The following is a 12,558-nucleotide window of genomic DNA, read 5'->3' on the forward strand; positions in this document are numbered from 1 at the left end:
CCACCGCCGACGGCTACCACGCACCCCCCTTCGGCGCCGCCCCGCCGACCCCCGGAGCCCCCGGCTTCCCGCCCGGCCCCGGCGCCCCCGGCGCCCCCACGTTCCCCGGCGCCCCCCAGGGCGGCGCCCCCATCCCCGACGACAACTCCCCCAAGGGCGTCGCCGTCAACCTGGAGAAGTACCGCGAGGTCCCCACCGGGCGCCGCTGGACCCAGCAGAACCACAAACTCGTCCGCGTCGACCTCGGCGAGGACGGCAGCCCCGTCCTCGCGCGTCAGGGCAGCATGGTGCTCTACCAGGGCAAGGTCGACTTCAGCTACAAGGGAGCCGGCTTCAAGGGCCGCATCGTCGGCAACGCGACGGGCCAGGAACTCCAGCTCATGCGCTGCACCGGCAAGGGTCAGGTCTTCTTCGCCGAGGACGAGGCGCACCTGCACCCCATCGAACTCCAGGGCGACGCGATCTGCGTCTCCGCCGAGTCCGTCCTCGCCTTCGACGAATCCCTCCAGCGCGAGGTGCGCCGCATCGACGGCCACGGGCTCCCCGGCGGCTCGCTCTTCACGATGCAGTTCCAGGGCACCGGCACCGTGATCGTCAAGACGCACGGCACCCCGGTCGTCCTCCCGGTCACCCCGACCACCTTCGCCGACGCCAACGCCGTCGTCGCCTGGTCGGCCGCCTCGCAGGTCGTCCTCTCCAGCCAGGTACGCCTGCGCCGCAACGCCTACCCCGGCCACAGCGGCGAGTCGGTCAACCTCCAGTTCCGGGGCGCGCCCGGCAACTTCATCGTCGTCCAGCCGTACGAGATCTGAAGCCAGCGAGAGGCCATGAGAGAGAAGGCAAGCGCATGATGCAGCAGCACCTCGCGGGCTTCGCCGCGACCCCCGTGCAGGCCCGGATGGACACGCACGGCCACCACATCGCCAAGATCGCCATGAGCACCGGCCGCGACCTCTACGCCCGCTCCGGCTCGATGATCGCCTACGAGGGCTTCATCCAGTACGAGTCCAACCCGCCCACCGTCCGTCAGCTCGCCGGGGGCTGGCTCACCGGCGAGGGCGCGCCGCTCATGAAGTGCAGCGGCGACGGCCTGCTCTACCTCGCCGACTACGGCGCCGACGTCGTCGTCCTGAACCTCGGCGGCGAGAGCATCTCCGTCAACGGCACCAACATCCTCGCCTTCGACGCCCACCTCCAGTGGGGCGTCGAACGCGTCAAGGGCCTCGCGAAGTTCGCCGGCCAGGGCATGTTCAACGTCACGGTCGGCGGCGACGGCTGGATCGCGCTCACCTCGCGCGGCACGCCGATCGTCGTGGACTGCGGGCGCGGTGACGACGAGACGTACGTCGACCCCGACGCGCTCGTCGCCTGGTCCCCGAACCTCAAGGTCAAGGGCAAGCGCAGCTTCAAGGCGGGATCGATGATCGGCCGCGGCAGCGGCGAGGCGTACCAGATGGCCTTCTCGGGGCAGGGGATCGTCGTCGTCCAGCCCAGCGAGGACAGCACCGACCGGCTCCGTATCCGGGGCTGAGGGGGGACACCGACATGCAGAGCCCGCTCTTCGCACACACCGAACAGCAGACCCAGGAGCGCTGGACGCTCCAGAACCCGCAACTGCTGCGCATCGCCCTCACCGGGCACGAGGACGTCCTCGCGCGCAAGGGTGCGATGGTCGCCTACCAGGGACTCATGGAGTTCGACGGCGAGTACCAGAGCGCGGGGCAGCGCCGCTCCCGCCGCATGACGGGTGAGGGACTCGACCTCATGCGCTGTACGGGCCAGGGCACCGTGTTCCTCGCGAACCTCGGCCAGTACCTGCACCTCCTCGACGTCGACCACGAGGGCCTCACCGTCGACAGCGCCTACGTCCTCGCCCTCGACTCCGCGCTGCACACCGAGGTCATCGCCGTCGACAGCCAGTACGGCATCTCGGGCTCGGGCAAGTACCAGCTCAACCTCACCGGCAACGGCAAGGTCGCCCTCATGACCTCCGGCACGCCGCTGCTCCTGGAAGTCACCGGGCAGAACTACGTCAACGTCGACTCCGACGCCGTCGTCGCCTGGAGTACGTCCCTGCGCGTCCAGATGCAGGCCCAGACCCAGTCCAGCGGCGTCTTCCGCCGCCGCGGCAACACGGGCGAGGGCTGGGAGCTGAGCTTCCTCGGCCAGGGCCACGTCCTCGTCCAGCCCAGCGAGATGCTCCCCCCGCAGAACGCCAGCCTCTCGGGCGTCCGCGGCCACTACGGCGTCGGCCAGAACCAGGGCAACGCCTGGGAGTGATGGCCCGGGGCCGGGAACCGTAGGCCGCACGGGCCCGGGCGGGCACACGACGGTACGGGGACGGGCGCGGCGGTACGGGCACGGAGCGGCGGTACGGGTACGGGGCGGCGCCCCGCGCGAGGCGCAGGCCCAGCCCTGTTCCCGCCGGAGAGCCCGCCCCGCCCCCGTACCGCCCAAGGCCCCCTCAGACCCCCAGCGCCTCCCGCGCCGCTGCCACGAGCAGCCCCACCGAGGCGTCGCCGATCTCCGTCGCCTCCGCGTAGCCGAACCAGCGCAGGTCGAGGGACTCGTCGCTGATCCGGGCCGCGGCGGCGGCCGGGGCGAGGGCCACGTACTGCACGTCGAAGTGCTGCGTGCACGGGCCCGGGATCGGGTGCCGGTCGAGGCGCACCGGGCCGCCGGGGTGCAGAGCGAGCGCCCCGATGCCCGATTCCTCGCGGGCCTCGCGCAGCGCCGCCTCGGCGAGCGAGACGTCGCCCGGCTCGCAGTGGCCGCCCATCTGGAGCCACAGCCGCAGCTTGCGGTGGAGCGTGAGCAGCACCTCGCCGCGCTCCGGGCACACCACGAGCGCGCTCGCCGTGACGTGCCCGGCCCCGCACGACTTCCACATGCCGTCGTCGGGGTGCGCGTCGAGGTGCGCCAGGTACGCGTCCCGCAGCTCCGGCTGCCGCTCGTACCGCTTCAGGACGCCGTACGCGTCCCCGTGCAGACTCATGCGCCCGAACCCCGATCCCCGTCGTCCCCCGGGCCGCCGGAGCCGTCAGCGTCGTCGGAGCCGTCCTCCGGGCCGTCCTTCTTCTTCAGATCGGGGCCCTTGCCCGAGGCCGCCTCGCCGAGCATCTTGTCCAGCTCGGAGAAGTCGAGCTGCTCGCGGTGGACGAAACCGTCCGGGTCGTCCAGGTCCTGCGCCGTCGGCAGCATGTCCGGGTGCGCCCACAGGCCGTCCCTGCCGTCCACGCCGCGCGCGTCGGCGAGCGAGGCCCACAGCCGCGAGGCGTCCCGCAGCCTGCGCGGGCGCAGCTCCAGACCGATCAGCGTCGCGAAGGTCTGCTCCGCCGGGCCGCCCGAGGCGCGCCGCCTGCGCAGCGTCTCGCGCAACGCGTCCGCCGAGCCCAGGCGCGGCTTCGCCGCCGCGTGCACGACCGCGTCGACCCAGCCCTCGACGAGCGCCAGCGCCGTCTCCAGCCGCGCGAGCGCCGCCTTCTGCTCCGGCGTGTCCTGCGGCTCGAACATGCCGGACTGGAGCGCCTCCTGAAGCTGCTCCGGGTTCGACGGGTCGAGATTGCCGACCGCGTCCTCCAGCTTCGACGTGTCCACCGTGATGCCGCGCGCGTAGCCCTCGACCGCGCCGAACAGGTGCGAGCGCAGCCACGGCACGTGCGCGAAGAGCCGCTGGTGGGCGGCCTCGCGCAGCGCCAGGTAGAGCCGCACCTCCTCCTTCGGCACCCCGAGGTCCTTGCCGAAGACATCGATGTTGAGCGGCAGCAGCGCCGCCTTGCCCGCCGGGCCGAGCGGCAGCCCGATGTCCGTCGAGCCCACGACCTCGCCCGCGAGCTGCCCCACGGCCTGCCCGATCTGCGTGCCGAACATGGCGCCGCCCATCGAGCGCATCACCCCGAGCAGCGGGCCCGCCATGGCCTGCATCTCCTCGGGCAGCACCTGGCCCATCGCCGTCCCGACCCGCTCGGCGACCGGGTCCACGAGGTCCTTCCACACCGGCAGTGTCGCCTCGACCCACTCGGCGCGACTCCACGCCACCGCCGAGCCCGCGCCGCTCGGCAGCGACGTCGCGTCGTCGAGCCACAGATCGGCGAGCCGCACCGCCTCCTCGACGGCCGCGCGCTCCGCCGGGCCCACGCTCCGGTCCTTCGTGCCGTCGGACGTGCCCTGCGAGACCGTCTGGCGGGCGATCTGCTTGGCCATGTCCCAGTTCACCGGGCCGCCCTCGAAGCTCAGCATCTGCCCGAGCTGCTGGAAGGCGGCGCCCAGGTCGTTCGGCCCCATGGAGCCGAAGAGCGCGGCGAACGGGTTGTCGCCGCCCCCGCCCCCCGGCAGGCCGAAGCCGAACGGGTTGCCGGGGGTCTGCCCGGCGCCGGAACCCGAGCCCTGGGACCCGCCGGTGCTGTCCTTCTTCTTGCCTTCGTCGCCGTCGTCCGGCTCCTCCGGCGGAAGGCCGAATCCGAATGGGTTGTCACTCACGGGTTTCCTCGGCTGTTAGGGCCGCCGGCACGAGTCCGGCGGCGGCTGCCCTGGGCGGTGCGCGCATGACGCCCACGTACCACCCAGCGTAGACACCGGGACCGGGTCGGGGCTCGGTGCTCCGCCGACGCGCTGCCTGCGGCAGGATGGACGCCACCTGGTACGTACGCGTCATGCCCGTACGTACGACAGACAACCGCTGGAGACGCCTGGTGAGTTCCCCAGATCCGCAGGTTCGCGCAGCGCGAAACCCGACCGGGTCCGCCGCGCGCGGTCCCGTCGTCGCCGTGACCGGCGCCGCGCACGGCATCGGAGCACTTCTCGTCGAGCGCCTCACCGCCTCCGACGACATCGGCCGGGTCCTCGCGATCGACGAGAAGCGCGGCGACAACCCCGAGGCCACGTGGCACACCCTCGACGTCCGCGACCCCGCCCTCGCCGAGAAACTGCGCGGCGCCGACGTCGTCGTGCACCTCGCCGTCGATCTCGACCTGGAGACCGAGCCCGCCGCGCGCACCGCCTACAACGTGCGCGGCACCCAGACCGTGCTGACCTGCGCGGCGGCCGCCGGGGTGCACCGCGTCGTGCTGTGCACCTCCGCGATGGTCTACGGGGCGCTCCCCGACAACCCGCTGCCGCTCGCCGAGGACGCCGAGCTGAAGGCGACCGCCGAGGCCACGGGCGTCGGCGACCTCCTGGAGATCGAGCGCCTCGCCCGCCGCGCCCCGCGCGCCCACCCCGGCCTCAACGTCACCGTGCTGCGCCCCGCCGTCCTCGTCGGCGGCACCGACACGGCCCTGACCCGTTACTTCGAGTCCCCGCGCCTCCTCGTCGTCGCCGGGTCCCGCCCGGCCTGGCAGTTCTGCCACGTCGAGGACCTCGTCAGCGCCCTGGAGTACGCGGTCCTGGAGAAGGCCGAGGGAGAGCTCGCGGTCGGCTGCGACGGCTGGCTCGAACAGGAGGAGGTCGAGGAGCTCAGCGGCATCCGCCGCATGGAACTCCCCTCCGCCGTCGCCCTCGGCGCCGCCGCGCGCCTGCACCGCATCGGCCTCACCCCGTCCCCGGCCGGCGACCTCGCCTACACGATGAACCCGTGGGTCGTCAGCGGCAGCCGCCTCCACGACGCGGGCTGGCGCCCCACGTGGAGCAACGAAGAGGTCCTGGCGGAGCTGCTGGAAGAGGTCGCGGGACGGCGGACGGTCGTGGGGCGGCGCCTGGGCCGCAAGGACGCCACGGCCGCGGGCGCGGCGGGAGCGACGGTCGCGCTGCTCGGTACGGCGGCGCTCGTCCGCAGGGCGCGCAAGGCCCGCAGACGGCTGTGATGCCGCGGGGGCATGCCCCGGACGCGGCTCCTCCATCGCCGGAAGGGACGGGCACGGTGCGGCACCATGTGGACATGACCGATACCGATCCGATCAAACTCCTCGCCCTGCGCGACACGCCGCTCTCCGTCGACGAGGTCTTCGCCGCCGTCGGTGACGACGCCGCCGGTGGCACCGCGCTCTTCGTCGGTACGGTGCGCGACCACGACGGGGGCCGGGACGTCGCCTCGCTCAGCTACTCCAGCCACCCGAGCGCGGAGGCCGAGCTGCGGCGCGTCGCGGAGAAGGTCGCGGCCGACTTCCCCGTACGGGCCCTCGCCGCGACGCACCGCGTCGGCGACCTCGTGATCGGCGACCTCGCCGTCGTCGTCGCCGTCTCCTGCCCGCACCGCGCCGAGGCCTTCGCCGCCTGCCGCCGCCTCATCGACGACCTCAAGCACGAGGTGCCGATCTGGAAGCACCAGCGCTTCACGGACGGCCGCGAGGAGTGGGTCGGCGCCTGCTGAGGCCGCCCCGCCCCCTCCGGTTGCGTAACCGCACCCCGCCAGCGAGCGTTGCACTGGCAGCTGGTTAATCTGCTGATCAGCCAGTAGGTGACACAGTCGGGGAGTCGGAGGTCGGCATGGCTGCACTCGCGTGGTTGCTGATTCCGCTTGTGGCCGCCGTGGGCGCGGGGCTGTGGGCCATGTGGGCCAACCGGACCCGCAGGACGGGCGACGGCCCCGAGCTGGCCGGGTACGAGAAGTTCCGCGCCGCGATGGAGAAGCAGGGCACGGCGATGCGGGAGCAGGGCACCGCGACGCAGAAGCGGGGCACGGGGCGCGCCACCGGGGAAGAGCCCGCCGAAGCCGCCTGGACCCCCTCGCTCTCCGCGGGGCGCGCGCCCAGGGAAGAGCCCGCCGAAAGCGCCTGAGTCCCGCCGCTCTCACCCGTTCGCCGGACCCGGAGGGCCCGGGCGTGCGGACACAGGCCCGTCCCGTACTGTCGTGCCATGCCGCGCCGTACCGTGACCCTCCTCACCTCGACACTCGTCCTCGTCGCACTCCTGTGCGCCGGCGTGCTGATCCCGGTCCCGTACGCGGAGATGTCGCCCGGCCCCACCGTCAACACCCTCGGCGACCACGGCGGCGAACCGGTGCTCCAGGTCTCGGGGCGCAAGACGTACGAGGCGAGCGGCCACCTCAACATGACCACGGTCCGCGTCACGAGCCCCGACTACCGGATGAACCTCCCCGAGGCGGTCTGGGGCTGGCTCTCGGGCGACTCGATCATCGTCCCGCACGACAACCTCTACCCCGAGGGCACGACCGAGGAGCAGTCGACGCAGGAGAACGCCGAGGAGTTCTCGCAGTCGCAGGAGAACGCCAAGGTCGCGGCGCTCCGGCAGCTCCACATCCCCGTCTCCTCGCGCATCGTCGTCGCCGCCGTCACCAAGGACAGCCCCGCCGAGGGCAGGCTCCACGCGGGCGACGTCATCGAGAGCGTCGACGGGACGAAGGTCAAGGAGGCCGACGACGTCGCCCAGGTCGTCACGAAGCACAAGGTCGGCGAGAAGGTCCGCTTCTCCGTGATCCCCGCGGCGAAGGCCGCGGCGGCCGAGAAACGCCACGAGCAGCCCACGGGCGCCCACGAGGTCACCGTCACGACCGCCCGCTCGGGCAAGGACCAGGGCCCCAGCCGTCCCATCGTCGGCATCACCGCCGGGGTCGACCACACCTTCCCGTTCTCCATCGACATCAAGCTCGCCGACGTCGGCGGCCCCAGCGCCGGCCTCATGTTCGCCCTCGGCCTCGTCGACAAACTCACCCCCGGCGACCTCACGGGCGGCACGTTCGTCGCCGGTACGGGCACGATCGACGACGACGGGAAGGTCGGCGCGATCGGCGGCATCGGCATGAAGACGGTCGGCGCACGCCGCGCCGGAGCCCGGTACTTCCTCACTCCCGCCGACAACTGCGCCGCCGCGAGCGAGGACACCCCCGACGGGCTCACCCTCGTCAAGGTCCGCACCATCGGCGACGCCGTGAAGGCCCTCGACAAGATCCGCACGGGCAAGCCCGACGGCCTCCCCTCCTGCGCGAAGAGCTGAGCGGAGGCGGGGCGGACGCGGGGCGGACGCGGGGCGGGGGCGGACGCGAAAGGGGGGCGGACCCCTCGTGAGTCCGCCCCCGTACGTTCGCCCCCGTACGTCCCCCCGCTCGCGACTACGCCGCGAACGTCGCCTCCAGCGCCTGCGCGAGACCCGGCACCAGGTCCGCGCCCGTCAGGACGTCCAGCTCGGAGTCCTTCTCGCGCAGCCGCAGCGCCGACTCGCGGTCCCCGTCGCGCAGCACCGCGACGGTCATCCGCACCTCCTGCCGCTCCGGGTGCTTCGCGACCCACGCCGCGAGCGCGGCCTCGTCGAGGTCCTCCGGGACGCTCGCCTCGGCGGACGGCGGCAGCATGAGGCGCTCGATGGTGAGCGCGCAGCCGGCGACCGCGTCCGGCCAGCCGATCGTGGCGAGGAACTCGTCGAGCGGGACGTCCGCCGGGACCTCCTCCTGCTCGACCGGGGTCAGCGTGCCGGCCGCCGCGTCCTCGTCGAGACCGAGCCGCTCGGCGAGCTCCGGTTCCTCGGCGCGCAGCCGGCCCGTGTCGACGAGGGCGAAGAGCCGGGCCGGCTGGTCCCAGCCGAGACCGGCCGCATAGGTATCGATCTCCAGTACGGCACGGGTGAGGGGGGTCGCTGCGGGCGGGGGGCTGGCGGGGGAATCTTTGGACATGGGCAATATCCTGCCCTCTTCAGGGGCCAGGACGGGAACTGAGTAAAGCTTCGTTAAGTTGCATGGGTGTGGGACGTGCCGCGCAGGCCCCACGAATGGGGCGAATCAGGCCCAACCGGGCAACCGGTCGGGGTCGTGACGCCCCGGCGCCCCCGCGCGGCACCACCACGTACACCGACCGACCACCACCACAGCGAACTTCGAGGTGCGCACCTTGGCTTTCCAGATGCCGGACCGCGGCGGAGGCCCGACGGGGCCACGGATCAGAGTGGGCCGCCCCTCCCGGCGGGTCCGCACCCTGCTCATGACGCTCGGCGTCCTGGCCGTGCTGGCCATGGCCTTCGTCATGTTCGCGGGCTTCTGGACGGACTGGCTCTGGTACCGGTCGCTCCACTTCTCCTCGGTCTTCACGACCACCCTCAAGACGAAGGTCGGCCTCTTCGTCGTCTTCGGGCTGCTCATGGCGGCCGCCGTCGGCGTCAACATCTGGCTGGCGCACCGGCTGCGGCCCCCGCTCAGCGCGATGTCGATGGAGCAGCAGAACCTCGACCGCTACCGCATGGGCATCGCCCCGTACAAGAAGTGGCTGCTCCTCGGCATCACCGCCCTCGTCGGCCTCGTCTCCGGGGCCTCCGCGGCGGGCCAGTGGCGCACCTGGCTCATGTGGGTCAACGGGCAGTCGTTCCACCAGAAGGACCCCCAGTTCCACCTGGACGTCTCCTTCTACGCCTTCGACCTGCCCTGGTACCGCTTCCTGCTCGGCTTCGGCTTCGCCGCCGTCGTCCTCTCGGTCATCGCGGCACTGTTGACCCACTACCTCTACGGCGGGGTACGGGTCACGAGCCCCGGCCAGCGCGTCACCAAGGCGTTCACCGGGCACCTCTCCGTCCTGCTCGGCATCTTCGTCTCGCTCAAGGCCGTCGCGTACTGGCTCGACCGCTACGGACTCGCCGTGAAGTCCAGCGACTTCAAGGCCACCGACAACTGGACGGGCCTCAGGTACGTCGACGCCAACGCCTACCTCCCGGCGAAGACGATCCTCTTCTGCATCGCGATCATCTGCGCGCTGCTCTTCTTCGCGACGCTGTGGCGCCGCACCTGGCAGCTCCCCGTCATCGGCTTCGGCCTCATGGTGCTCTCCGCGATCCTCATCGGCGGCCTCTACCCGGCGGTCGTGCAGAAGTTCACGGTCCAGCCCAACGAGCAGGCCAAGGAAGCCCCGTACGTCCAGAAGAACCTGACCGCCACGAAGAAGGCGTACGGGATCGACGACGCCAAGGTCAGCGAGTACCCGGGCAAGAGCGAGACCGACGACAAGTCCAAGCTGCGCGCCGACGCCGACCAGGCGGCGAGCTACCGCCTCATGGACCCCAACATCGTCTCGCCCACCTTCCAGCAGCGCCAGCAGATGAGGAACTACTACGCGTTCCCCTCGAACCTGGACGTGGACCGGTACAAGGACAAGGACGGCAAGGACCAGGACACCGTCATCGGGCTCCGTGAGCTGAACCTCAACGGCGTCCCGAAGCGGAACTGGATCAACGACCACTTCCGCTACACCCACGGTTTCGGCGTCGTCGCCGCCGAGGGCGACAACGCCGACTCCGGCGGCGGCCCCGTCTTCACCGAGTCCGACCTTCCCTCGAAGGGCGACCTCGGCGACTACCAGCAGCGCGTCTACTACGGCGAGAAGACCACGCAGTACTCGATCGTCGGCGGCCCCCAGAAGGAGATCGACTACTCCGACGACAACGGCGAGAAGACCACCCGGTACACGGGCAAGAGCGGCGTCAGCCTCTCCAACCCGCTCAACCGGGCCGCCTACGCGGTGGCCTTCGGCGAGCCGCAGATCCTCTACTCGGGCGCCATCGGGGACGGCTCGCGCATCCTCTACAACCGCACCCCGAAGGACCGCGTCGAGGCCGTCGCACCCTGGCTCACGATCGACGGCGACGCCTACCCGGCCGTCGTCAAGGGCAAGATCCAGTGGATCGTCGACGCCTACACGACGACGAACGGCTACCCGTACGCCTCGCGCACCACGCTCGGCGACACGACGGCCGACTCGCTCACCGCCGCGAACAACCAGCGCGCGGTGGTCGCCCAGCAGAACCAGGTCAACTACATCCGCAACTCGGTGAAGGCGACCGTCGACGCGTACACCGGCGAGGTCAAGCTCTACCAGTGGGACACCGAGGACCCCGTCCTCAAGACCTGGATGAAGGCGTTCCCGCACACCGTCGAACCCCGTTCGGCGATCTCCCCGGAGCTCATGGAGCACCTGCGCTACCCGCAGGACCTCTTCAAGGTCCAGCGCGAACTGCTCACCCGCTACCACGTGGACAGCGCGCAGACCTTCCTGAGCGGCTCCGAGGTCTGGCAGGTCCCGGACGACCCGACCAACAAGACGGGCAACTCCATCCCCGCCTACTACCTCAGCATGAGGATGCCGGGCGAGAGCAACCAGGCGTTCTCGCTCACCACGACCTTCACCCCCAACGGGCGCGACAACCTCAGCGCCTTCATGGCGGTGGACGCCGAGGCCGGCACGAAGGACTACGGCAGACTCACGCTCCTGAAAATGCCCACGGCCGATACGACCGACGGGCCCAAACAGGTGCAGAGCAAGTTCAACTCGAACGAGGCCATCGCCGAGAAGATCAGACTTCTGCGTGGTGGTGACTCGGAAGTCGAGTACGGCAACCTGCTCACCGTGCCACTCGACGGCGAGTTCCTCTACGTCGAACCGGTCTACGTGCGCGGCAGCGGCCTGAAGTACCCACTGCTCAAACGCGTCCTCGTCACCTACGCCGGGAAGACCGCCTTCGAGGAGACCCTCGACAAGGCACTCAACGTCGTCTTCGGCGCCGAGTCCGAGACGCCACCGGGCGACCAGGACGAGGAACAGAAGCAGGAACCGCCCACCACGGGCGACAAGACCCTGCAAGGCGCCCTCGACGACGCCGAGAAGTCCTTCGAGGACGGGCAGCAGGCCCTCAAGGACGGCGACTGGAAGGCGTACGGCGAGGCGCAGGACCGCCTCCAGGACGCCCTGGAGCGCGCGGCGAAGGCGCAGGACGCGGCGTCGAAGCCGTCCTCCGACTCCAAGGCGCCCCCGAAGAAGGACGGTTCGGGCTCCAGCAGCTGACGAGCGGCCCGCCCCCGGTCCCCGGGGGCGGGCGCGCCCCGCTCCGCGTGATAGCGTGGTGATCACAACGACGCGGGGTGGAGCAGCTCGGTAGCTCGCTGGGCTCATAACCCAGAGGTCGCAGGTTCAAATCCTGTCCCCGCTACGAAGGAGGAGGCCCGGGTCCCGCAAGGGGTCCGGGCCTTCTTTGCTGTGCGGGCATACCGCCGCGACTGCCCTCGCGGGCACGTACCGGAGCCTGTCAGTCCCCTCTGCTTGAGTACGACTACTCATCCGCACGGCGGTCCGCCGCGCGAGGCTGGGACCACCTGGGACCCGCCCCGTGTGTCGGCTGTACGGACGGACCGAGATCGGAGAGCCTCCGCATGTGAAGAGTGAAGCTTGCGGGGGTAGTTGGGTGTTCCGAGTTTGACGTGCCCTCGTGTGGGCATGTCGATAAAACGTTGTAGAGACCTCGATTAGCTGTAGAGACCTCAAGGGGACCCGGATATACCAGGTGTACGGGCTCGCGGGTGGTGCGACGATGGACGTTGTGGGGGACAGGGCGACGTGGTGGGAATCGGGACGGTTCACGCCCTCCGGTACGCCATGGGCCGAAGAGGCCGAGAGCGGTACGGCGCTGATCCCGCCCCCCGGTATCGCCCAGCCGCGACCGGGCACCGCCCCGGCCGTGCCCCGGCCGGTGACGGCGGGCACCGACACACTCTTCGCCACGACCGCCCCCGCTGAGCCCGCCGAGGACTTCACCGGCACCGCCGACCTCGCGGGCGACCCCGCCCCCGGCCCGCTCGCCGGTCCCCTCCCGGCGCCCGAGACCCTCGCGCCCGACCTCACGGACGCCGAGGCC

The 12,558-nt window shown here is 71.3% G+C and carries 11 protein-coding genes, 1 tRNA gene and 1 pseudogene; 10 read left to right on the forward strand and 3 right to left on the reverse strand.

From position 1 onward, the window contains the following. The 3 genes from G3I42_RS10215 to G3I42_RS10225 all read left to right on the forward strand — a co-directional run. A partial coding sequence (locus G3I42_RS10215; protein WP_239096374.1) for an AIM24 family protein occupies positions 1-812 on the forward strand: 812 nt, incomplete at its 5' end. A gap of 38 nt (positions 813-850) precedes the next feature. Further along, positions 851-1,531, forward strand: coding sequence for an AIM24 family protein (locus tag G3I42_RS10220; protein WP_164284523.1), 681 nt, complete (start codon positions 851-853; stop codon positions 1,529-1,531). A gap of 14 nt (positions 1,532-1,545) precedes the next feature. Then, positions 1,546-2,280 (forward strand): AIM24 family protein, encoded by a 735-nt coding sequence (locus G3I42_RS10225; protein WP_164284495.1) that lies wholly within the window; start codon positions 1,546-1,548, stop codon positions 2,278-2,280. Positions 2,281-2,464: 184 nt separating this feature from the next. On the opposite strand, the gene G3I42_RS10230 is transcribed toward G3I42_RS10225, so the two are convergent. After that, a complete protein-coding gene (locus tag G3I42_RS10230; protein ID WP_164284499.1) occupies positions 2,465-2,995 on the reverse strand; it encodes an NUDIX hydrolase in 531 nt (176 codons plus the stop codon). Further along, entirely contained in the window at positions 2,992-4,479 is a 1,488-nt protein-coding gene (locus G3I42_RS10235) for a zinc-dependent metalloprotease (protein WP_164284502.1), read from the reverse strand. The genes G3I42_RS10230 and G3I42_RS10235 overlap by 4 nt, the downstream gene beginning before the upstream one ends. A gap of 212 nt (positions 4,480-4,691) precedes the next feature. Between G3I42_RS10235 and G3I42_RS10240 the strand changes: the two genes are divergently transcribed. The 4 genes from G3I42_RS10240 (at position 4,692) to G3I42_RS10255 (ending at position 7,890) form a co-directional block, all read left to right on the forward strand. Next, positions 4,692-5,801 (forward strand): SDR family oxidoreductase, encoded by a 1,110-nt coding sequence (locus tag G3I42_RS10240; RefSeq protein ID WP_164284505.1) that lies wholly within the window; start codon positions 4,692-4,694, stop codon positions 5,799-5,801. A 74-nt stretch (positions 5,802-5,875) separates the two neighbouring features. After that, the gene (locus G3I42_RS10245; protein WP_164284509.1) at positions 5,876-6,307 is read left to right on the forward strand and encodes a molybdenum cofactor biosynthesis protein MoaE; all 432 of its coding nucleotides are present in this window, start codon (positions 5,876-5,878) and stop codon (positions 6,305-6,307) included. Positions 6,308-6,423: 116 nt separating this feature from the next. Next, a complete protein-coding gene (locus G3I42_RS10250) occupies positions 6,424-6,714 on the forward strand; it encodes a hypothetical protein (protein WP_164284493.1) in 291 nt (96 codons plus the stop codon). Positions 6,715-6,792: 78 nt separating this feature from the next. Continuing rightward, positions 6,793-7,890, forward strand: a complete 1,098-nt coding sequence (locus G3I42_RS10255) for a PDZ domain-containing protein (RefSeq protein WP_164284511.1) — start codon at positions 6,793-6,795, stop codon at positions 7,888-7,890. A gap of 115 nt (positions 7,891-8,005) precedes the next feature. Here the strand turns inward: G3I42_RS10255 and G3I42_RS10260 are convergent, their stop codons facing one another. Next, a complete protein-coding gene (locus G3I42_RS10260) occupies positions 8,006-8,563 on the reverse strand; it encodes a PPA1309 family protein (RefSeq protein WP_164284514.1) in 558 nt (185 codons plus the stop codon). A 226-nt stretch (positions 8,564-8,789) separates the two neighbouring features. On the opposite strand from G3I42_RS10260, the gene G3I42_RS10265 reads away from it, so the two are divergent. From G3I42_RS10265 to G3I42_RS10275, 3 genes and pseudogenes are all read left to right on the forward strand, one after another. Further along, positions 8,790-11,711, forward strand: coding sequence for a UPF0182 family protein (locus G3I42_RS10265; protein WP_203606616.1), 2,922 nt, complete (start codon positions 8,790-8,792; stop codon positions 11,709-11,711). A gap of 71 nt (positions 11,712-11,782) precedes the next feature. Next, a tRNA-Met gene (locus G3I42_RS10270) sits at positions 11,783-11,856 on the forward strand. 378 nt (positions 11,857-12,234) lie between these two features. Then, positions 12,235-12,558: pseudogene (locus G3I42_RS10275) on the forward strand (sel1 repeat family protein); the annotation flags it as partial.

It is taken from the genome of Streptomyces sp. SID11385 (assembly GCF_010548245.1).
In the GTDB taxonomy this organism is placed as follows: Bacteria; Actinomycetota; Actinomycetes; order Streptomycetales; family Streptomycetaceae; genus Streptomyces.

Bases quoted from the DNA above. Each gene is read 5' to 3' on its own strand.
- G3I42_RS10220 (WP_164284523.1), top strand. From the start codon at position 851: ATGCAGCAGCACCTCGCGGGCTTCGCCGCGACCCCCGTGCAGGCCCGG.
- G3I42_RS10225 (WP_164284495.1), top strand. From the start codon at position 1,546: ATGCAGAGCCCGCTCTTCGCACACACCGAACAGCAGACCCAGGAGCGC.
- G3I42_RS10230 (WP_164284499.1), bottom strand. From the start codon at position 2,995: ATGAGTCTGCACGGGGACGCGTACGGCGTCCTGAAGCGGTACGAGCGG.
- G3I42_RS10245 (WP_164284509.1), top strand. From the start codon at position 5,876: ATGACCGATACCGATCCGATCAAACTCCTCGCCCTGCGCGACACGCCG.
- G3I42_RS10250 (WP_164284493.1), top strand. From the start codon at position 6,424: ATGGCTGCACTCGCGTGGTTGCTGATTCCGCTTGTGGCCGCCGTGGGC.
- G3I42_RS10255 (WP_164284511.1), top strand. From the start codon at position 6,793: ATGCCGCGCCGTACCGTGACCCTCCTCACCTCGACACTCGTCCTCGTC.
- G3I42_RS10260 (WP_164284514.1), bottom strand. From the start codon at position 8,563: ATGTCCAAAGATTCCCCCGCCAGCCCCCCGCCCGCAGCGACCCCCCTC.
- G3I42_RS10265 (WP_203606616.1), top strand. From the start codon at position 8,790: ATGCCGGACCGCGGCGGAGGCCCGACGGGGCCACGGATCAGAGTGGGC.